General features: G+C 58.9%; 25 protein-coding genes. 12 read left to right on the plus strand and 13 right to left on the minus strand.

Going from position 1 to position 17,522, the window contains the following annotated elements; genetic code table 11:
* Positions 1-19 precede the first annotated feature (19 nt).
* Genes kduI through DevBK_RS01565 form a run of 3 tightly spaced genes read left to right on the plus strand, consistent with a single transcriptional unit; the run spans position 20 to position 1,945 of the window.
* A complete protein-coding gene (kduI, locus tag DevBK_RS01555) occupies positions 20-844 on the plus strand; it encodes a 5-dehydro-4-deoxy-D-glucuronate isomerase (RefSeq protein ID WP_317184239.1) in 825 nt (274 codons plus the stop codon).
* Positions 845-882: 38 nt separating this feature from the next.
* Positions 883-1,605, plus strand: a complete 723-nt coding sequence (gene kduD / locus DevBK_RS01560; protein WP_410494057.1) for a 2-dehydro-3-deoxy-D-gluconate 5-dehydrogenase KduD — start codon at positions 883-885, stop codon at positions 1,603-1,605.
* Positions 1,606-1,609: 4 nt separating this feature from the next.
* Entirely contained in the window at positions 1,610-1,945 is a 336-nt protein-coding gene (locus DevBK_RS01565) for a cupin domain-containing protein (RefSeq protein WP_317184241.1), read from the plus strand.
* Between the two features lie 119 nt (positions 1,946-2,064).
* Here the strand turns inward: DevBK_RS01565 and DevBK_RS01570 are convergent, their stop codons facing one another.
* Positions 2,065-2,685 (minus strand): hypothetical protein, encoded by a 621-nt coding sequence (locus DevBK_RS01570; RefSeq protein ID WP_317184242.1) that lies wholly within the window; start codon positions 2,683-2,685, stop codon positions 2,065-2,067.
* Between the two features lie 91 nt (positions 2,686-2,776).
* On the opposite strand from DevBK_RS01570, the gene DevBK_RS01575 reads away from it, so the two are divergent.
* The 3 genes from DevBK_RS01575 (at position 2,777) to DevBK_RS01585 (ending at position 5,218) form a co-directional block, all read left to right on the plus strand.
* The gene (locus DevBK_RS01575; protein ID WP_317184243.1) at positions 2,777-3,394 is read left to right on the plus strand and encodes a trimeric intracellular cation channel family protein; all 618 of its coding nucleotides are present in this window, start codon (positions 2,777-2,779) and stop codon (positions 3,392-3,394) included.
* Between the two features lie 79 nt (positions 3,395-3,473).
* Complete coding sequence (uxuA, locus tag DevBK_RS01580; RefSeq protein WP_317184244.1) at positions 3,474-4,685, plus strand: mannonate dehydratase; 1,212 nt, start codon at positions 3,474-3,476, stop codon at positions 4,683-4,685.
* A gap of 56 nt (positions 4,686-4,741) precedes the next feature.
* The gene (locus DevBK_RS01585) at positions 4,742-5,218 is read left to right on the plus strand and encodes a two-component system response regulator (RefSeq protein ID WP_317184245.1); all 477 of its coding nucleotides are present in this window, start codon (positions 4,742-4,744) and stop codon (positions 5,216-5,218) included.
* 10 nt (positions 5,219-5,228) lie between these two features.
* Here the strand turns inward: DevBK_RS01585 and DevBK_RS01590 are convergent, their stop codons facing one another.
* From DevBK_RS01590 to DevBK_RS01605, 4 genes are read right to left on the minus strand one after another with little or no spacing between them, the layout of a single operon-like run.
* Complete coding sequence (locus tag DevBK_RS01590) at positions 5,229-5,963, minus strand: ABC transporter permease (RefSeq protein WP_062631533.1); 735 nt, start codon at positions 5,961-5,963, stop codon at positions 5,229-5,231.
* The gene (locus DevBK_RS01595; protein WP_317184246.1) at positions 5,963-6,775 is read right to left on the minus strand and encodes an ABC transporter permease subunit; all 813 of its coding nucleotides are present in this window, start codon (positions 6,773-6,775) and stop codon (positions 5,963-5,965) included. Before DevBK_RS01595 ends, DevBK_RS01590 begins: the two co-directional genes overlap by 1 nt.
* A 58-nt stretch (positions 6,776-6,833) precedes the next feature.
* The gene (locus DevBK_RS01600; RefSeq protein WP_317184247.1) at positions 6,834-7,586 is read right to left on the minus strand and encodes a transporter substrate-binding domain-containing protein; all 753 of its coding nucleotides are present in this window, start codon (positions 7,584-7,586) and stop codon (positions 6,834-6,836) included.
* A 31-nt stretch (positions 7,587-7,617) separates the two neighbouring features.
* Entirely contained in the window at positions 7,618-8,430 is an 813-nt protein-coding gene (locus DevBK_RS01605; RefSeq protein ID WP_317184248.1) for an amino acid ABC transporter ATP-binding protein, read from the minus strand.
* A 190-nt stretch (positions 8,431-8,620) separates the two neighbouring features.
* Between DevBK_RS01605 and DevBK_RS01610 the strand changes: the two genes are divergently transcribed.
* On the plus strand, positions 8,621-9,415 hold the full coding sequence (locus tag DevBK_RS01610; RefSeq protein WP_317184249.1) for a YdcF family protein: 795 nt from the start codon (positions 8,621-8,623) through the stop codon (positions 9,413-9,415).
* A 43-nt stretch (positions 9,416-9,458) separates the two neighbouring features.
* On the opposite strand, the gene DevBK_RS01615 is transcribed toward DevBK_RS01610, so the two are convergent.
* Together DevBK_RS01615 and DevBK_RS01620 are read right to left on the minus strand one after the other, a co-directional pair.
* Positions 9,459-9,623, minus strand: a complete 165-nt coding sequence (locus tag DevBK_RS01615) for a DUF1328 domain-containing protein (protein WP_046142315.1) — start codon at positions 9,621-9,623, stop codon at positions 9,459-9,461.
* A gap of 115 nt (positions 9,624-9,738) precedes the next feature.
* Positions 9,739-10,533, minus strand: a complete 795-nt coding sequence (locus DevBK_RS01620) for a response regulator (protein WP_061910309.1) — start codon at positions 10,531-10,533, stop codon at positions 9,739-9,741.
* A 155-nt stretch (positions 10,534-10,688) separates the two neighbouring features.
* On the opposite strand from DevBK_RS01620, the gene DevBK_RS01625 reads away from it, so the two are divergent.
* Together DevBK_RS01625 and DevBK_RS01630 are read left to right on the plus strand one after the other, a co-directional pair.
* Positions 10,689-10,898, plus strand: a complete 210-nt coding sequence (locus DevBK_RS01625; RefSeq protein ID WP_061910310.1) for a NepR family anti-sigma factor — start codon at positions 10,689-10,691, stop codon at positions 10,896-10,898.
* 4 nt (positions 10,899-10,902) lie between these two features.
* Positions 10,903-11,457 (plus strand): RNA polymerase sigma factor, encoded by a 555-nt coding sequence (locus DevBK_RS01630; protein WP_061910312.1) that lies wholly within the window; start codon positions 10,903-10,905, stop codon positions 11,455-11,457.
* Here the strand turns inward: DevBK_RS01630 and DevBK_RS01635 are convergent.
* The gene (locus DevBK_RS01635; RefSeq protein ID WP_317184250.1) at positions 11,454-11,912 is read right to left on the minus strand and encodes a hypothetical protein; all 459 of its coding nucleotides are present in this window, start codon (positions 11,910-11,912) and stop codon (positions 11,454-11,456) included. The two genes, DevBK_RS01630 and DevBK_RS01635, sit on opposite strands and share 4 nt — an antisense overlap.
* A 42-nt stretch (positions 11,913-11,954) precedes the next feature.
* Here DevBK_RS01635 and DevBK_RS01640 point away from each other — a divergent pair, with 42 nt between their 5' ends.
* From DevBK_RS01640 to DevBK_RS01650, 3 genes are all read left to right on the plus strand, one after another.
* Positions 11,955-12,710: a Crp/Fnr family transcriptional regulator gene (locus DevBK_RS01640; protein ID WP_061910316.1), complete on the plus strand. Its 756-nt coding sequence runs from the start codon at positions 11,955-11,957 to the stop codon at positions 12,708-12,710.
* A 254-nt stretch (positions 12,711-12,964) separates the two neighbouring features.
* Complete coding sequence (locus tag DevBK_RS01645; protein WP_317184251.1) at positions 12,965-14,218, plus strand: sensor histidine kinase; 1,254 nt, start codon at positions 12,965-12,967, stop codon at positions 14,216-14,218.
* Between the two features lie 4 nt (positions 14,219-14,222).
* Positions 14,223-15,128 carry a diacylglycerol/lipid kinase family protein gene (locus DevBK_RS01650; protein ID WP_317184252.1) on the plus strand — a complete coding sequence of 302 codons (906 nt, stop codon included), beginning with the start codon at positions 14,223-14,225 and terminating at the stop codon, positions 15,126-15,128.
* Positions 15,129-15,148: 20 nt separating this feature from the next.
* Here the strand turns inward: DevBK_RS01650 and DevBK_RS01655 are convergent, their stop codons facing one another.
* From DevBK_RS01655 to DevBK_RS01675, 5 genes are all read right to left on the minus strand, one after another.
* Complete coding sequence (locus DevBK_RS01655; protein WP_317184253.1) at positions 15,149-15,586, minus strand: phage holin family protein; 438 nt, start codon at positions 15,584-15,586, stop codon at positions 15,149-15,151.
* Positions 15,586-15,936: a YqjD family protein gene (locus DevBK_RS01660; RefSeq protein ID WP_061910324.1), complete on the minus strand. Its 351-nt coding sequence runs from the start codon at positions 15,934-15,936 to the stop codon at positions 15,586-15,588. The genes DevBK_RS01655 and DevBK_RS01660 overlap by 1 nt, the downstream gene beginning before the upstream one ends.
* 179 nt (positions 15,937-16,115) lie before the next feature.
* Positions 16,116-16,274 carry a DUF3309 family protein gene (locus DevBK_RS01665; protein ID WP_082461306.1) on the minus strand — a complete coding sequence of 53 codons (159 nt, stop codon included), beginning with the start codon at positions 16,272-16,274 and terminating at the stop codon, positions 16,116-16,118.
* Between the two features lie 89 nt (positions 16,275-16,363).
* Positions 16,364-16,573 carry a hypothetical protein gene (locus tag DevBK_RS01670; protein ID WP_317184254.1) on the minus strand — a complete coding sequence of 70 codons (210 nt, stop codon included), beginning with the start codon at positions 16,571-16,573 and terminating at the stop codon, positions 16,364-16,366.
* Positions 16,574-16,642: 69 nt separating this feature from the next.
* Positions 16,643-17,521, minus strand: a complete 879-nt coding sequence (locus DevBK_RS01675) for a transglutaminase family protein (protein ID WP_317184255.1) — start codon at positions 17,519-17,521, stop codon at positions 16,643-16,645.
* Between the last annotated feature and the right edge of the window lies 1 nt (position 17,522).

Here is a 17,522-nt window from a genome sequence, read left to right on the forward strand (position 1 = left end):
TTTCTACGCCGGAGCTGCCATGACTACCGAATTCGACATCCGTTTTGCCATCGATCCCGTCGGGGCCGCTGGCATGGGCACGGCCGAGCTGCGCGAGAATTTTTTGATCGACGATCTCTTCGCCGATGGGGCGGTGCGCTGGACCTATACGCACTATGATCGAATGGCGGTTGGCGGGGCGGTGCCGAGTGGCGGCGAACTGGTGCTGGAGAGCATCAAGCCGACCGGGACGGCGAGCTTCCTAGAGCGCCGCGAACTGATCGCGGTGAATATTGGCGCGGCCGGCACGATCACTGTCGATGGCACTGCGCATGCGGTCGGTTCGCGCGACATGCTTTATATCGGGATGGGATCCAAGGATGTGCTATTTACTGGCGCAGGCGCCAAATTCTATCTGCTGAGCGCTCCGGCGCACGCCTCGCATCCGACTACGCTGCTGCAGCAATCTGGCGCCAAGCGGCTCGATATGGGCAGTGCAGAAACCGCCAACGAGCGCTCGATTTATCAATACACCAACAGCCTCAAGAGCTGCCAGTTGGTCGTCGGGCTCACCCAGTTCGCGCCCGGCTCGGTCTGGAACACCATGCCCGCGCATGTGCATGATCGGCGCATGGAGGCCTATCTCTATTTCGACCTCAAGCCCGATGCCTTCGTTGTGCACCTAATGGGTGAGCCGGATGAGACGCGGCACATGATCGTGCGCAACGAGCAGGCGATTCTCTCCCCGCCCTGGTCGGTCCATTCGGGTGCTGGAACTGGGTCTTACACCTTTATCTGGGCCATGGCCGGCGACAACATCGACTATACCGACGCCGAAAAGATCCCGATGGAGGATCTTCTTTGACCGACCTCACGGCCTTTAGCCTGACTGGCAAGACGGTGATGGTCACCGGTGCCAATACCGGCATCGGGCAGGGCATCGCGCTCTCGATCGGTCGGGCTGGTGGGCGGGTGGTCGGCGTCGGCCGGTCGTCCATGGAAGAAACGTCCTCGCTCATGGCCGGGCAGGGCGCCGATTTTGTCGACGTGCGCGCCGATCTCGGTTCGACCAAGGACGCGCAGGCTATGTTCGATGCGACTTGGGACCAGCATGGGCCTATCGACGGTCTCGTCAACAATGCCGGGATCATCAAGCGCGTCGATGCGGTGGACTTTACCGAGGCGGATTGGGACGCAGTGATGGACATCAATCTCAAGACGATGTTTTTCCTCGCGCAATCGATGGGGCGCAAAGCCTTGGCGGAAAGCCGCCCGGCACGGATCGTCAACATCGCCTCTATGCTCAGCTTCCAGGGCGGTATTCGCGTCGCAAGCTACACGGCGTCCAAGAGCGGTGTGCTGGGGATTACGCGGCTTTTGGCCAATGAATGGGCGGCTAAGGGCATCAATGTTAATGCCATTGCGCCGGGCTATATCGAGACCAACAATACTGAGGCGCTGCGCAACGATCCCGATCGTTCGGCCTCGATCCTCGGGCGTATTCCGGCGGCGCGCTGGGGTGTGCCCTCCGATATCGGGGACGCGGCAGTGTTCCTCCTGGCCCCGGCTTCCAACTACATGCATGGCGCCGTTATCCCCGTCGATGGCGGCTGGCTCGCAAGGTGATATCATGACTGAACAGAAATTCTTCGCTCAACCCAACGAAACCGAATGGACCGAACTGGCGCCGGGCAATACCCGCCGGGTGCTGATCCATACGCCAGAATTGATGCAGGTCGAGTTTGGCTTCGACAAGGGCGCCGTCGGCGCGCTTCATAGCCACCCGCACATTCAGGTGAGCTATGTGGCCGAGGGCAGCTTTGAGGTGACGATCGACGGCAAGACCGAAGTGGTCGGGCAGGGCGGCAGCTTCATCGTGCCGTCAGGGCTCGTGCACGGCGTCGTGGCGCTGGAGAAGGGCCGGCTGGTCGATGTGTTTACGCCGTATCGGGCGGATTTTTTGTAAGAGGTTTTAGGACCCCCACCTAACCTCCCCCTGTTAGGGGAGGGATCTGCCAGTGGCTCTCCGGTATTGCGGCATACTCGATGCGTTCCTCCCCCTATCAGGGAGAGGCTAGGTGGGTGTTAGCTAATCTCCGCCACCATCGCCGCATAGTCCTCCTCATGCGTCCCCGGCCAATTCGCCATTCCCTGCGCGGTCAATTTCCCACGCCGGGGTGGGATGTAGCTGTAGATGCGGCGGACGGGTTCCTCTCGCCATTGCAGGTTGAAGGCTGCGAATTTTGGGAAGAATTGCATATCCGAATAGGGCAGGTGGTCGTGGATCCACCAGGCCATGGCTTCCCAATTGCCGGTGCGTTCGTAGTACGGAATGAAGCGGTTGACGATGACGCAGGCTGTGGCACCCATGCGGCCTTCGGCGTCTCGGCGGTCCCAGATGTGGCCGGCGTAGTTGCTGGCATTGCTGGCGCAATTGAGTTTGTTGACGTTGCCGAAGTGGTTGACCTGCGGCGATCGATAGGATGAACGGACGGAGAGGGGCCCGAATTTTTCCTGCAGCGGTTCGAGCAATTCTTCGCAGAGGCGCGTGCCGGCTGCGATGGCGAGATTGGGATCATCGGGCAGGTTCTGGAGGCCGTTGATGACGGCGATTTCGGAATACAGAAAATCGCGCATGAAGAAGTTTTCCGAGAGCCTCACGCGGCCGAAGGCTTCGAGGGCGCGGACGGTTTTCGGCGGACGCATGGGACAAATCTCCATCGGCTCTGGACGGCAAGGGTTGCTTCTGTAACGTGGCGGAAACAACCCGATTTCGACGCGCTTCCAGGTTCTGTCCATGCTGATGATCATGTTTTATGTCGCCATGACCGCCGAGGCGATGACGGCCGCCCTCGCTGCAGGGCGGCGCAACATGGACTGGTTCGGCGTCTGCATCATCGCCTGCGTCACCGCGCTTGGTGGCGGCACGGCGCGCGACATGATCCTTGATCACTATCCGCTCTATTGGGTACGCAATCCCTATATCCTGGTGCTGGTCTGCGGCGCGGCGCTTTTGACCATAGCGCTGGCGCGGGTGGTCGACAAACTTCGCTGGCCATTCCTGCTTCTCGATGCGGTCGGCCTTGTGGTCTTCACGATCGTCGGTTGCAATGTGGCCATCGAAACCAATGCGCATCCGATCATCATCATCGTTGCGGGCATGGTAACGGGGATCGTCGGTGGCATTCTGCGCGATGTGCTCTGCAATGACATTCCGCTGGTCTTCCATGGCGAGCTCTATGCGACTGTGTCGATCGTCACAGGTGTCGTCTATTATCTCGGGCTCCTCGGCGGCTTGCCGACGGATCTGATGGTGCTCGTGGCTTTGGCCGTGGGCTTCCCACTGCGCATGCTGTCGCTCGTGCTGAAATGGGAAATGCCGAAGTTCGTTTTCGATCGAGACATGCGCAAGTAAAGCCAGACGTGCGGAAGCTGGCAAATCCCTAGCAGACTGTGCTAGAGGCAGGGCTACCATACAAGAATGGAGTTCTGCTTTGCGACAGACCTGGCGGTGGTTCGGCCCGAAGGACTTGTGCTCGATCGACGATATCACGCAGGTGGGAGCAGTGGGCGTCGTCAGCGCCTTGCACCATGTGCCCAATGGTGTCGTCTGGACCAAGGACGATATCGCCAAGCGCTACCAGGAAATCGCGACGCGCAAGGACGGCTCGGCATCGGGCCTGACCTGGGACGTGGTCGAAAGCCTGCCGGTCAGCGAAGATATCAAGAAGCAGAAGGGCGATTGGCGCGAGCACATCGCCAACTATAAGATCTCCATGCGGAACCTCGCCGAAAGCGGCATGGAGGTGATCTGCTACAATTTCATGCCGGTGCTCGATTGGACGCGCACGGATCTGCGCTGGGAAGTCCCCAATGGCGGCTCATGCATGCGGTTCGATATCAACGATTTTGCGGCCTTTGATATTCATATCCTGAAGCGTCCGGGTGCGACCGCCGACTATACCAATGCCATCGCCGACGAGGCGGAGCGCCGCTTCTCAAGCCTCAGCGAGGACGAGAAGAAGCAGCTTGGGCGCAATGTTACCATGGGTCTGCCAGGCTCGACGGAATCCATGTCGCTGCACGATGTGCAGGCGCATCTCGACGAGTATGGCAACATCACGCGCGACCAGCTTCGCGAGCACTTTGTGCATTTCCTCGAAGAAGTGGTTCCTGAGGCGGAAAAACTAGGCTTGCGTCTCTGCTGCCACCCGGATGATCCTCCGTTTGCCCTCCTCGGCCTGCCGCGTATCATGTCGACGGAAGAGGATTACAAATACATCATCGATGCCGTCGACAGCCCAGCCAATGGCATGACGCTGTGTTCGGGATCGCTCGGCGCCCGGCCGGACAATGATCTGCCGGGCATGATGGAGCGGTTTGGGCCAAAGGTGCATTTCCTGCACTTGCGGAACGTCAAGCGCGACAATGACGATATTGTCGGCTCGTTTTTTGAGGCTGAGCATCTTGGCGGGGACACCGATATGGTCGCGCTTATCGCCGCGATCGTGCGCGAAGAGCGGCGGCGGAAGGCTGAGGGACGCAAGGACGCGATCATTCCCATGCGCCCAGATCACGGTCAGGATATTCTCGATGATCTTGGACGCCGGGCGCAGCCGGGCTATCCGACCATCGGGCGCATGAAGGGCCTTGCCGAATTGCGCGGCGTCATGACGGCGCTCGAACACCAATCGGTAAACTTCTAATCAACCGGTTAACACCCTCTGCGCGCGCCACTGCCACACTGGACACTTGAGTCTAGGTGGTGGTGGCGATGGGTATGATGAGCGCGTTACGGCGAGCGGTGACGTCTTTAAGGCCATCACCGCACCTTCCGCCACAGGAATTGCAGGAACCGGCGCGCATTCTTGTCGTCGATGACGATATCAATGTGTTGCGCGAGGCGGAGCGGATCATTCGCTCCGCGGGCCATGTGCCGATGTCGATTGGTGCGCCACAGGCCGCTTTGCAAATGGCGCGATCGATGGCGCCTTCGGCTATTCTTCTCGATGTGCTGATGCCCGGTTTCGACGGCTGGGATGTGCTGGCAGCACTGAGGGCCGATCCGCAAACCGGCGATATCCCCGTGATCATGATCTGCATGCTGGGTGAGCACAGTGATGCGCTTGCGGCAGGCGCTGCGGGCAGCGTGAACAAGCCACTTCAAGCGGCGGCTGTTTCAGCCGAGATCGCTCGCGTGCTTGCTCATGCGATGCTGCGCCAGACGTTGCGCGCCTAGGCACTGACCGTCAGCGCATCCACTTTGGCGCGAAACGGAGGCCAGGTTGCGGCGGCAAGTGGCGCATTAGGCGCCGATAGATCAAGCCAAAGATAAAAAACACGACGAGCGATACCGCGAGGAAATAGAGCGCGGCGACCGAGAAATGCAGGAACGCATTGTAGTCGCGTTCGAAGAGGGTCTTTGCCGTGATCATCAGATCCGCCTGGGCGCCGATGACCGGCAGCGCGAAATATACGATCGCCGTTGCGTGGAAGAGGAAAACCACTTCGTTGGTGTAAGCGGGCCAGGCGAGGCGGATGAGGTTGGGCCAGACCACACGCCGGAATTGCTGGGCGGGGGACATGCCGTAGGCGCGCGCGGCTTCGACGGCGCCACGGGGGACTGCGCGCAGGGCACCGTAGAAGATTTCAGCGGTATAGGCGGCCGTGTTCAACACCAGAACCAGCGGCCCGATGAATAGCGGGTGCAGCACAAAGCCCGATATGCCCAGCGGCTTCCACACGGAGATATTGAGCGACAGCGCCAGCGAATAGAACATGAAGAACTGGATGAAGAGCGGCGAGCCCCGGAAGGCGTAGATATAGCCGCGCGACAGCCGGTTGATCAGCGGATTGCGCGATGCCTTGCCGAGCGCGAGGAAGACGGCGAGCACAAAGCCGAGCGGAATCGAGGCGAGGGCGAAGTAGATGTTGAACATCACTGCCGGCGCCATGATGGCGAGATCGTTAAGGAAGCCCTGCATTACGCGTGTGCCTCGCTCAATATGCCTTTGCCGACGCGGCGCATAATGGCCTCGAAAACGCGCTCCGAAAGCCAGGTGACGAGGATGTAAAAGACAAAGAGAACGAGATAATAGCGCCAACGCCAATCCTCGTGGACGAGGCCTACCGCCGGCAGGAAGTTTGGCGCACCGAGGCGATCGGCCCAGAGTACGATATCGGCAATCTGCAGCAGCGAGAGCAGCGAGGTCGCCTTGATGATCAGCATCCAGACATTGGAGAGGCCGGGAAGCGCATAGACCCACATCTGGCGGATGTGAATGTGCCACAGCACCTGGCGAGACGACATTCCATAGGCGCGTGCGGCCTCGAGCTGCCCCAACGGGACGGAGCGAAGCGCGCCGTGAATGACATTGGTGGCGAAGGCGCCATAGACGATGCCGAGCGAGACGCTGGCAAGCATCAGATATTCCGGCGTGCCGAGAATCCAATTGGCTTCGCGGCACGGTGGCCAGGCGGCAGTTTGGGCGGCAACCATCGCCGGTGAGCAGACCTGCGTCGCGACCAGCCACTCGACGCCTTGCTCGAAGGCGAGGGGGAAAAAGAGGAAAAAGAGAACGTCTGGCACGCCGCGCACGATGGACGAATAGATAGTGCCAAGGACGCGGAGCGGTAGGAAGCGCGAGTTTCGGGCGGTGGCGCCGGCTAGGCCGAACAGCACGGCAAGCGCGCCACCCATAAGGGCCGCGAAAATGGTGAACTGGAAGCTGGCATACCAGGTCAGATGCTTGCCATTGGTCAGATAGCTGAGCCAGAAGGCGATGTCGTCGGTCATGTGGCGCGCACCAGTTCAATCGGTGAGCGAGGAGTTTGGGCTCCTCGCTCGAAGCGTATCAGTTCGCGTAATAGGGGCCGCGGCCGTCGAACCACTTGGCGATGAGGCCATCGACGGTGCCGTCTGCCTTGAGGGCTTCGATGGCGGCGTCGAGCTTGGCGGTCAGGTCGGTGTCTTCCTTGCGGAGGCCAATTGCCATGCCTTCGCCGATCATGATGTCAGGACCGGTATAGTCGATGGCGCCGCTCGATGCGGTGACGATGGGATCGACATAGGCGCCATCGGCAAAGATCGCGTCGAGATTGCCGGCTGAGAGATCTGCCACTGCCTGATCAGCGGTGGTGAAGGAAACGATGGTGTTGTCCTTGGCGAGATTTTCCTCGGCATAGGCTGCCTGGATCGTGCCGCCCTGAACGCCGATACGCTTGCCGGTGAGGGCATCGAAATCGATCTCTGCACCAGCCAGCGCTACGTAGCGCGACGGATCGGGCGGAAAATATTCGTCGCTGAAGGCGATGGTCTGCTTGCGCTCTTCGGTGATCGACATGCCCGCCATGATGGCATCGTAGTTGCCAGCCAAGAGGTTCGGGATGATCGAATCCCAGTCATTGACGATGAATTCACAGGTGAGGCCAGCCTTTTCGCAGATGGCGCCGGCGAGTTCGATTTCGTAGCCTGCGGGCTTGCCGCTCTCGTCGAGGAAATTCCATGGCGCATAGGCGCCTTCCGTCGCGATGCGGAGGCTATCTTGTGCCATTGCGCCGCTGCTCAGCGTCAGGGTGGCAAGCGCTGCCAGGATTATCTTCTTCATTAGCGTCTCCATTACGTTTGACGTCGAGAGTTTAAGTATGCCGCTGCTCTTCGTGATTGGCAGCGTTGAGAAACTGTCTGAGGCGGGCCGATTTGGTGGCCCCAAAAACCTCGTCCGGCGTGCCTTCTTCCTCGATCAAGCCTTGATGGAGGAACACCACCCGGTCCGAGACGGAGCGGGCAAATTCCATATCGTGGGTGACGAGAACCATGGATCGGCCTTCGTCAGCCAGCACTTTGATGACGCGCAGAACTTCGACCTCGAGTTCCGGGTCTAGCGCGGAGGTCGGTTCGTCGAAGAGCATGACGCGCGGATTGATGCAAAGGGCGCGAGCGATCGCGGCGCGCTGTTGCTGGCCACCGGAAAGTTGGGATGGATAGGCGTCGGTCTTTGAACCAATGCCGACCTTATCGAGCATGGCGCGGGCCTCTGCCTCGACCTCGGCGCGTTGACGACCCTGGACGATGAGCGGCGCTTCCATGACATTTTGCAGCACTGTCATGTGCGCCCAGAGATTGAAGGACTGGAAGACCATGCCGAGCTCGGAGCGGATGCGCCGGATCTGGGATTCGTCTGCGATCTGACGCGCTTGGGCCGAGCCGCGAAGCTTGATAGCTTCGCCGTCGATCAGCACGTCGCCTTGATCAGGAACTTCGAGCATATTGATGCAGCGCAGAAGGGTCGATTTGCCCGAGCCAGAAGACCCAATCAGGCTCACCACCTGACCTTCGCCGACTGACAGCGATATGCCCTTCAAAACCTCCAGCGCGCCGAAGGACTTATGCAGATCGCGCAATTCCACAACGGGCATGGTCGCAGCGGGCGCCGTGTTCAGTTCGTGCATGCTTACCGTAGACCCGGTTTCGGGCATTCCTGATGGCAACTGCCTTATTTTGAGGCTGGCAGTTTTGACCGCCTTCAACAAATGCAAATGGCGCCGAGATAGCAAGGGGAAAAAGCAGAATTGCCCAGCGCTCTTGGACTTGCGGTGAAAACGGGGCACAAGGCCGCGTGTTCGATGCGCAGGGTGCGGCATGTTCTTCCTGGTTTCAAAGATTTTCTGGCTGGTGGCGCAGCCGTCGAGCATTGTCGTGTTGCTGCTGCTTCTCGCGCTCGGTTTCGCGCTTTTGAGGAAGCGGAAATCGAGCATTGCGGCGCTTGTGTTGGCCGTGCTTGTCCACGGGTTGGTGGGATATACCACGCTGGGCTATGTCATCATTCAGCCGCTCGAAGATCGGTTTTCCGTGCCCGCGACGCCACCACAGGCGGTCAATGCGATTATCATGCTGGGTGGAGCAACGTTGGCGCGTCCAAGTTCAGCCCGGCAAATTGCGGAACTCAATGATGCCGGCGATCGCCTGACCACGACCTTATGGCTCGCCAACGCTTATCCGACGGCAAAGATCGTTGTCAGTGGGGGAAGCGGCGTGTTGGACGACGAAGGAGAATCTGAGGCCGAAACGGCCAAGCGCTTTTTCTCCATGCACGGCATCTCCGAGGATCGCTTTATCCTCGAAGGCGAGTCACGAAATACCGACGAGAATGTCGCTTTCACCGAGTCGCTGTTGGGTGATCTGGCGAACGGCAATGTCATATTGGTGACTTCGGCATTTCACATGCCGCGCTCAGTCGGTATTTTCAGCAAGGCGGGACTGCGCGTAATCCCCTGGCCGACGGATTATCGGACACCGGGGCCGCAGGGGCTTTGGTTCGATATCGCTAATCCCGTGCAAAATCTGAATGTGACGACTGTTGCGATCAAGGAGTGGATCGGGCTCGCGGTCTACTATTGGACAGGCAAAACCACCATTTTTCTTCCTCAGCAATAAAAAAGGCGGCCATGAGGGCCGCCCATTTGGCTATTTAGAAGTTTTAAGTCCGGCGGAAGAGGCCGATAACAAGAGAAATGACGAGGAACGCCAGGAAAAGGAAGAAAAGGATCTGGGCGATACCTGCAGAGGCGCCAGCAATGCCACCAAAGCCAAGAACGCCGGCAATAAGAGCGATAACGAGGAAGACGAGAGCGTAGTAAAGCATAGTTGCCTCCAGAGTGATGTCTTGCAGAATAAACGTGCGACCTTTTGGCAAGTTCCTGCAGGCAACAAAAAAGCCGGCATAGCCGGCTTTCGAGTTTTGCACGCAACCTTTGGTGTCAGGCTGCGGCGCGCGAACCGTCTTCGAAGAACAGTGCCTGACTGATCAGCGCCTTCACCATTTCCGGATTGAACGGCTTGGTGACGAGGAAAGTCGGCTCAGGACGTTCGCCCGTAAGAAGACGCTCGGGGAATGCCGTGATGAAAATCACGGGTACCGAATGGGTATTGAGGATGTCGTTGACTGCATCGATGCCCGAGCTGCCATCAGCGAGCTGAATGTCCGCCAGGATCATGCGCGGCTGGGTCTGATTGAACAGGCTAACCGCCTCAGCATGCGTGCGGGCGATGCTGACGACCTTGTGGCCGAGGCTTTCGACCATCTGCTCGATGTCCATCGCGATCAATGGCTCATCTTCGATGATCATGATCTCGGTCGCCACCTGGCGCGAGATTTCATGCGAGGCCTGATCGAGGAGCGAGGCAAATTCCTGGTCGCTTACGCCAAGCACTTCGGCAGCCTGGGCATGCGTGAAGCCCTCGACTGCAACGAGCAGGAAGGACTGGCGGGGGCGGGGGGCGAGGTTGGCGAGATTACGAGCAGCGCGCTGTTCCCACGCGAAGGTCGAGATCGGTTCGGGGATATCGACAGCGGACGACGTGAAGAGAGCCGAGAACAATTTGTAAAGCGCAATGCGATCGCTCGATGCTTCCGGGAACAACGAGATATCGGCAATAAGGGCTTCCAACGTGGCGGCGACGTAAGCGTCGCCAGACGTCTGCGATCCTGTAACCGCCCGTGAGAATCTCCGGAGGTAAGGCAGGTGCGGCGCAATCCGCGTGGACAGAGACATGTAGGGAAACTCCAGTGACGCTTTTAGTCCGTGACTTCACGAATTAATTTAATGGCGCATGGAGAGAAAAGTTCCGAACCGATGGAACTTTTTTTATCCAGACGAATTTTCTCTGATTAGCGGGACCGCTTCCGAAGCTTGGGTAGAGTCAGGGCATGAAGAACGACACATTGGTGGGCCAACAAAACATGCGGCAGCAGCCGGATGATGGCCTTGGGCCGACATCAGATATTGGCTCGCGTCTGCGCGCGCTCTATGGCGCAGTGCAGGAAGAGGGCGTGCCTGATCAGTTGCTCGATCTACTCGAAAAACTGGATAGTGCCGAACAGGCACATGCCAAGCAATCTTCGCAGGGCGGAGAATAAGCGAATGGCGACAGAGACGACGTCGTTCAAGCGCGAAATGCTGTCCACATTGCCGAGCCTCCGTGCTTTTGCCGTGTCCTTGACCGGCAAGCACGATAAAGCTGACGATCTGGTGCAGGACACCGTCATGAAGGCGTGGGCTAAGCAGTCCAGCTTTGAGATGGGAACGAATATCAAGGCGTGGCTTTTCACCATTCTGCGCAACGAGTTTTATAGCCAGATGCGTAAGCGCGGGCGCGAAGTGCAGGATACCGATGGTGCATTCACCGAGCGGTTGTCGGTGCACCCATCGCAATATGGCTCGATGGACCTTCAGGATTTCAAGAAGGCGCTAGGTCAGCTGCCGGATGATCAGCGTGAAGCAATCATTCTCATTGGTGCGTCAGGCTTCTCATATGAAGAAGCGGCAGAGATCTGCGATTGCGCCGTTGGCACTATGAAAAGCCGCGTCAGCCGCGCACGCTCACGCCTGCAAGAGATGCTGAAGATCAGCGGTGAATCCGACTATGGTCCGGACGCTGTTTCGGCCCAGGTGACCACCACCAACCACTCCTTCTAAGCTACAATCACCGTCCGGATGGCATCGATCATGCTTTCGGACGGTGTCGGCTTGAACAATAGCGGCACGCCGGAGAGCCAGTTAATGCTCTTCCGCAAGTCCTGATCGGCGGTGACGCCAATCACCGGAATACCCTGCCGCACGAGATCGCCAATCAGTTGAAGATTGCTCGGCAGGTTGCGTTCGATCTCGACGATGGCGAGGCCTATTTCGCTGAACGGGACCGCCAGCTCCTCAATGAATGCGGGGTCTTGCGCGATCAAAACGCGTGGCGAAGAGAGGTCTTCAAGGGTCGCCTGAATGTCCAGCGCAATGAGGTATTGAGCCTCGACAATAAGCGCCGTTTGGCCTTTGAGCATTCGGCGTTTTCCTTGCTGGATGGGACAATCCTTTTGTTCCTTGGCCGGTAGGCCGTCATTTAAAAAAGACATACGCATCGGAACGTGGCGGATCACGCCCGCGTTATTCCGCCAGCGTCATAACTTTCAGGATTTCCCTTGAATCTCGTCCTTCCCAGCACCGGGAGAAGGGTGCCCTGCGAACAATGCCCTTTACGCGGCTTGCCAGCCTTTCGCGACTTTACCGAACCAGAGCTCAAGTTCGTGTCGAGCTTCAAGCGGGGCGAACTGGTTGCTGAAACTGGATCGGCTATCCTTTCGGAAGGCAATCACAGTCCGCATCTCTACACGGTGCTTTCGGGCTGGGCTTTCAGGTTCAAGACGCTGCCAGATGGTCGCCGTCAGATTTTGAATTATCTGCTCCCCGGCGATTTGCTTGGACTACAGGGGTCAGTGCTGGGCGAAATGGAGCATTCGGTCGAGGCTTTGACGCCCGTCATCCTCTGCGTCTTCCAGCGCGATAAGCTGAACGAGCTTTTCGAGGCCCACGCTGGACTTGGCTTTGACGTCACCTGGCTGGCGGCGCGGGAAGAGCGGATGCTTGACGAACACCTTCTCAGTGTTGGCCGGAGAACGGCGGTCGAGCGGGCAGCTTATCTGCTGGCATTTCTTCACAACCGCGCCGCAACGCTTGGGCCAGTTACCGACAAAGTGCTGCATGTACCACTGACCCAGCAGCATGTCGCGGATACACTTGGCCTCTCCATCGTCCACACGAATAAGACGCTGCGCAAACTGGCAGAGAAAGACCTCATCCGCTGGTTGGATCGGAGTTGCGAAATCATCGATCCCGAAGGTCTGCAAGAGCTCGCAGATTGGGATGCCCCCAGAGAAATCACGAGGCCACTAATCTAAATGATTGCAGCCTCAATGCTGCCATTGCCGCATGGCACGCGGTGGACCTACAATAGGTCTCCGTCCAGCGACAAGAGTCGGCCAGGATGGCTTGGATGATAACGGTGGGACAAGAACCCAACAGCACAGTTGTGCCAGTACTCGGACATCGCACTGCCCGACGCATTGCTGTCTGGTCTTCTCTTTGCCTTGTTTTTCTCGCTGCCATCGTTTCGCTCTTGCTCATGCAGGGCATGGAACGCCAGCTGAGCGACATGACCGAGACTTACGCCGTGCGTGATAAGGCACGGCAACTCATCAACATCATTGGAGAGGCTGAGGCCAGCCAGCGCGGCTATATGCTGACGCGCGACCGTCAGTTTCTGGTGCCATACCGCACTGCCGCCGCTCAGATCGACACCTATGTCTCCTCGCTTCTGGAAATGGCTGCAGACGATCCGGCGCAGACCGCTCGTGTGCGGAGCATAACGGGCGACATCGCGGGCAAGATGGCCGAGATGGAACGGGTGGTGCAGCTCGTCGCGACTCAGCGCCAGGAAGAGGCGCAGACGCTGACCGATACCGGCATGGGCGCGCGGATGATGGGTGAAGTGCGCGATACGCTCGAAGCCTTCATCGGCGAGGAAAATCAGAAGCTTGCCGTGCGTAATGACGCTATCGATCAGTCGCGCTTGTGGCTGGTGGGGACGATCATCGCTGCTTTGGCGGCAGCGGTGTGCCTCGGCTATGCTTTGATGTCGCGGACGCAAAAGCAAGTCAGTTCCATGGCGCAGCGCAACCGCGGGCTGATTAACCAGAATGAGGCGCTTGAAGCTGAGGTGGCCGAACGGACGCGCGCGATCGACGATGCACGGGCACATGCCGAGCGTGAACGGCAGCGCGTGGAAGCGCTGCTGCAGGACACCAGCCACCGCATTGGCAACTCGCTGGCGACCGTTTCGTCGCTTCTTGCCTTGCAGTTGATGCGGACACGGTCGGAAGAAGTGCGTGTAGCCCTCGAGGCGGCACGGCTTCGCGTGCACGCCATTGCATCGGCCCATCGCCGCCTTCGATTGGGCGATGACATGGAATCGGCGAGCGCCGAGGAGTTCTTGAGCGCAGTCCTCGAAGATATATCAATCACTCAATCCGATTCCGAGCGCATCACCATCGAGGGCAAGATCGATCCGATCGAAGTGAGCTCACGGGACGCGACCACGTTGGGCATTCTGGTTGGTGAGTTCGTCACTAACGCCCTCAAGCATGCCTTCCCCGATGGACGGAAGGGGCATGTCGAAGTTGCCCTTTTCCGCAATGATGCGGGTGTGCCGACATTGACGGTGCGCGATACGGGTGTCGGCCTACCCGAGGGCAAGGGAGAGGGTGGGCTGGGCTCGGTCATCATCAAACAGTTGTCTAGCCAGTTTGGTGGGGAACCGATCTATACGAGTGAGCCAGGTAATGGGGTCATCGTAGTGGTGGCGATGCCCGCTCTCGTTCAAGCGCCGACCCACGCGGCGGCGGAGTAGATTCATGCATATAGCCGCCGTCTTCAATCGCGACAGCGGCACATTACGCACCATGAACCTCGAAGAGTTTTGCGCGGAAGCCAAGGACGCTTTTGCGGCTGCCGGGCATGAATTCGACTGCAATATCGTCAATGGCGATGAGGTGGTTTCGACCCTTGAAAACCTAGCCACCAGCGACACGGTCGAGGCGATCATCGCAGCTGGCGGTGACGGGACAATTTCGACCGCCGCGGCTCTCGCTCTCAAAGAAAATAAGATTTTGGGACTATTGCCGGCGGGCACAATGAACCTTTTTGCGCGCGCTTTGGGTGTGCCCCAGGATATTCACCGCGCGGTGCACGCGATTGCGCATGGAAGCGTTGGATCGGTCGATATAGCGACTGCCAACGAACAGCCTTTCGTCCATCAGTTTAGCGTCGGTATTCATCCGCGGCTCGTGCGGATCCGCAATGGCATGGTCTACCGCAGCCGCTTCGGCAAAATGTTGGCAAGCCTGCGAGCGATTGCGGCCGCGGCAGCAAACCCGCCGAAATTCGACGTGGAGTACACCGACAGTACCGGCAAACACAGCCGAACCGTTTCTGGGATCGCGGTTTCGAACAATCCGCTCGATGATGGGCCTGTACCGGTGGCTGGGCAACTCGATAGCGGGCGCCTGGGTGTCTACTTCGCAGCACCAGTGACCACGGGTGAACTCATTGGGCTCGCTATAGATGTGCTGTTGGGCCGTTGGCGCAACAATCCGCAGGTGACGGAGCTGGAGTGCACCCAGCTCGAGCTGCATTTTCCGAAGCGCAAAAAAGATGCGCAGGCCGTGATCGATGGCGAATTGATCGATCTGGATCGGAAGGTAATCTTGAAGGCGGTGCCCCAGGCGCTGCGCGTCATTCTGCCGAAAGCAGAAAGCTAAAAACTCGCGACGGTTTCCCGTCACGAGTTGTGGTCGTTGCGATCTCTCAGGAGTGCTACCGCGGCGATAGCTGCTGCAGGGATGCCGAGCTTCAAAAGCAGAGGCGAACGGGCCAGGAGCGGCAGAGCGGTAAGGGCTGCCGTCGTCAGGAACGCACCAGTGTCGCTGGAGCGCCGCTTTTCAACAAGGCGCCTTTTACGGCCTGCCTCTGCCATCGAGAAACCGATCAAGGTGATCAGCGCGATGGCAATAAATCCGCCAGCGAAGATCAGCGATGCGTAGAGCGGCCCAACAGATGCTGCGAGCGCGATATATCCTGCTGCAATCAGGAATCCGACGCCAATGGCGCCGAAAACCAGAATAACCGCGTAGACAACTGCAAGACCCTTGAGACGCTGCCCGAGCCCCTCGACCTCAAGGCCGAGAAGCCCGGCGAGGGGCATGAGCAGGTTGAACATCAGCGCGTCAACAGGGCCAGAACGAAGCCGACGCCGAGAGCCGTTGCGACGGAGGTCAGCGGCTTTTCGCGGATCGTGTCCTTGAGCTGCTGTTCGTACTCCCCCGCCTGGTCCTGGGCCTCCTCGACCATATGACGGCCACGGCGCTTGAGCTGGCGGAATTCAGTTTCGGCGATGTCGCGGACTTCGCCGGCCTTTTCGCCGGTCAGCTTGCGCAGCGTCTCGCCGATGGACTTGAGATCGTCCTGAAGCTGGGCAACCTGTGCCTCAAGTTCCTGCTCGCGGGTCTTTTCGGAAACGCGGGCGCCCTTGCGGGCAGCGGCGGGTGCCATATCGGTGGTGGATGCCATGGGAAACTCCTGTTTATCACAGGTGAAAACGCGGCAACCTTCTCCCGGTTCCGGCCTGTGGTCCTAAAAGAGAAAGCCCCAATGCACAGAGTGCATCGGGGCAAAGCGAGACCGAAAGGGGGGCGTCCTTCGGTTCGCAAAGACACAGGTCTAGGGGACAAGTGCCTATTACGTTGCTGCTAGATCCGGCCCATCAGCACGAGGATCAGCACAACCACGAGCACGACACCCAAGATGCCGGACGGGCCATAACCGAAACCGCGCGAATAGCCCCAGCTCGGCAGTGCGCCGACCAAAAGCAGAATAAGAATGATAATGAGAATAGTGCCGAGACCCATGAAACCCTCCTCGATCTAAACGGCTTGATCAGCGCTTGGTCGACCCAGACAAAGCGCTGATATCGGCGGACATTCCCGCCAATTCGGAATTAGAAAAGTGCGACCATGAGCGCTGCGGCGGCAGCCAGAATGAAGGCTGCAGGGATGAGAGCGCGGAAAACGTCATTGGCGTGGCTTGGTTCGTCGTAGCCCTCGTTTGGCCAAGCCATCGAGGAACGTCCAGCATGTTCCAGAGCGCGAATTTCAGCCTGAGTCATCTTTGCCTCCAGCGGCCCGCCAGCGCGGGAACTCGTGGTCATTGCCCGTCATGGGCATCGTGACAAAGAAACGGCAATGCTGTGAATTGGTTCCAGCGCGCCGGGCGGTATCTATTCGATGCGTATGACGTCTACCGATTGGCGCGTTTCGTGCGAACCGTGGGTGCGCAAAACGCCGACAATTGGGGAGACATCGGCATAGTCGCGGCCGTGGCCAATGGCGATATGATCGGCGCCAGCCATCATGGCATTGGTCGGGTCGAACTCAACCCAACCCATGGTCGTGCCACACCAAACCCGAACCCAGGCGTGCATGGCGTCGGCTCCTTCGAGGCGTGCTTTTCCAGGCGGGGGGAGGGTGCGGAGGAAGCCCGAGACATAGCCGGCCGGTATTCCCAACCCACGAAGCCCGGCAATCATCACATGCGCGAAATCCTGGCAGACGCCTTTTTTAAGGACAAAGGCCTCGGCTGGTTTAGTTTCGACGTCCGTTGCCTTGGGGTCGTATTCGAAATCCCTATGTATGGCGAGGCAAAGGGCCATGGCTTTGCCAAGGACGGTGTCGGCATGCGCTGATTGAGCGCTTGCATAGTCCTTGATGTCGGGAACCAGTTGCACTCGTGGGGAGGCCGCAAGGAAATGCTGCGGGCTGTCGGGTTGGACAGACCAGTAGCGTTCAACCTCTAAGGCAAGCTGACCCATTGTGGGGGAAATGTCGCTTTGCTCGACATGATCTTCAACCTGAACCCGCGCCGTAAGGCGAACCTCGAATTTCTCATGCGGCTCTACGAAGCTGACATCGCTGACCATATTGCCGAAGAAGTCGATGAAACTCGTCGCGCGCTGCGGCTTCGGGAAGAATGAGAGCGATGAGGCGATGACCCGCTGGTGCCCAGGCACCGAGGACGGCGCGACGCGGATGTGATGGCGCCCACCATGCACCGGCGCGTCGTAGTCATAGGTGAGGGTCAGGCGGAGGTCGTAGAGCATG

The organism is Devosia sp. BK, from assembly GCF_032907385.1.
Lineage (GTDB): Bacteria > Pseudomonadota > Alphaproteobacteria > Rhizobiales > Devosiaceae > Devosia.

Excerpts from the sequence above, each read along its gene's own strand:
- kduI (WP_317184239.1), top strand. The coding sequence starts at position 20 with ATGACTACCGAATTCGACATCCGTTTTGCCATCGATCCCGTCGGGGCC.
- kduD (WP_410494057.1), top strand. The coding sequence starts at position 883 with ATGGTCACCGGTGCCAATACCGGCATCGGGCAGGGCATCGCGCTCTCG.
- DevBK_RS01565 (WP_317184241.1), top strand. The coding sequence starts at position 1,610 with ATGACTGAACAGAAATTCTTCGCTCAACCCAACGAAACCGAATGGACC.
- DevBK_RS01570 (WP_317184242.1), bottom strand. The coding sequence starts at position 2,685 with ATGCGTCCGCCGAAAACCGTCCGCGCCCTCGAAGCCTTCGGCCGCGTG.
- DevBK_RS01575 (WP_317184243.1), top strand. The coding sequence starts at position 2,777 with ATGCTGATGATCATGTTTTATGTCGCCATGACCGCCGAGGCGATGACG.
- DevBK_RS01590 (WP_062631533.1), bottom strand. The coding sequence starts at position 5,963 with ATGCAGGGCTTCCTTAACGATCTCGCCATCATGGCGCCGGCAGTGATG.
- DevBK_RS01595 (WP_317184246.1), bottom strand. The coding sequence starts at position 6,775 with ATGACCGACGACATCGCCTTCTGGCTCAGCTATCTGACCAATGGCAAG.
- DevBK_RS01600 (WP_317184247.1), bottom strand. The coding sequence starts at position 7,586 with ATGAAGAAGATAATCCTGGCAGCGCTTGCCACCCTGACGCTGAGCAGC.
- DevBK_RS01605 (WP_317184248.1), bottom strand. The coding sequence starts at position 8,430 with ATGCACGAACTGAACACGGCGCCCGCTGCGACCATGCCCGTTGTGGAA.
- DevBK_RS01610 (WP_317184249.1), top strand. The coding sequence starts at position 8,621 with ATGTTCTTCCTGGTTTCAAAGATTTTCTGGCTGGTGGCGCAGCCGTCG.
- DevBK_RS01615 (WP_046142315.1), bottom strand. The coding sequence starts at position 9,623 with ATGCTTTACTACGCTCTCGTCTTCCTCGTTATCGCTCTTATTGCCGGC.
- DevBK_RS01620 (WP_061910309.1), bottom strand. The coding sequence starts at position 10,533 with ATGTCTCTGTCCACGCGGATTGCGCCGCACCTGCCTTACCTCCGGAGA.
- DevBK_RS01625 (WP_061910310.1), top strand. The coding sequence starts at position 10,689 with ATGAAGAACGACACATTGGTGGGCCAACAAAACATGCGGCAGCAGCCG.
- DevBK_RS01630 (WP_061910312.1), top strand. The coding sequence starts at position 10,903 with ATGGCGACAGAGACGACGTCGTTCAAGCGCGAAATGCTGTCCACATTG.
- DevBK_RS01645 (WP_317184251.1), top strand. The coding sequence starts at position 12,965 with ATGACCGAGACTTACGCCGTGCGTGATAAGGCACGGCAACTCATCAAC.
- DevBK_RS01650 (WP_317184252.1), top strand. The coding sequence starts at position 14,223 with ATGCATATAGCCGCCGTCTTCAATCGCGACAGCGGCACATTACGCACC.
- DevBK_RS01655 (WP_317184253.1), bottom strand. The coding sequence starts at position 15,586 with ATGTTCAACCTGCTCATGCCCCTCGCCGGGCTTCTCGGCCTTGAGGTC.
- DevBK_RS01660 (WP_061910324.1), bottom strand. The coding sequence starts at position 15,936 with ATGGCATCCACCACCGATATGGCACCCGCCGCTGCCCGCAAGGGCGCC.
- DevBK_RS01665 (WP_082461306.1), bottom strand. The coding sequence starts at position 16,274 with ATGGGTCTCGGCACTATTCTCATTATCATTCTTATTCTGCTTTTGGTC.
- DevBK_RS01670 (WP_317184254.1), bottom strand. The coding sequence starts at position 16,573 with ATGACCACGAGTTCCCGCGCTGGCGGGCCGCTGGAGGCAAAGATGACT.
- DevBK_RS01675 (WP_317184255.1), bottom strand. The coding sequence starts at position 17,521 with ATGCTCTACGACCTCCGCCTGACCCTCACCTATGACTACGACGCGCCG.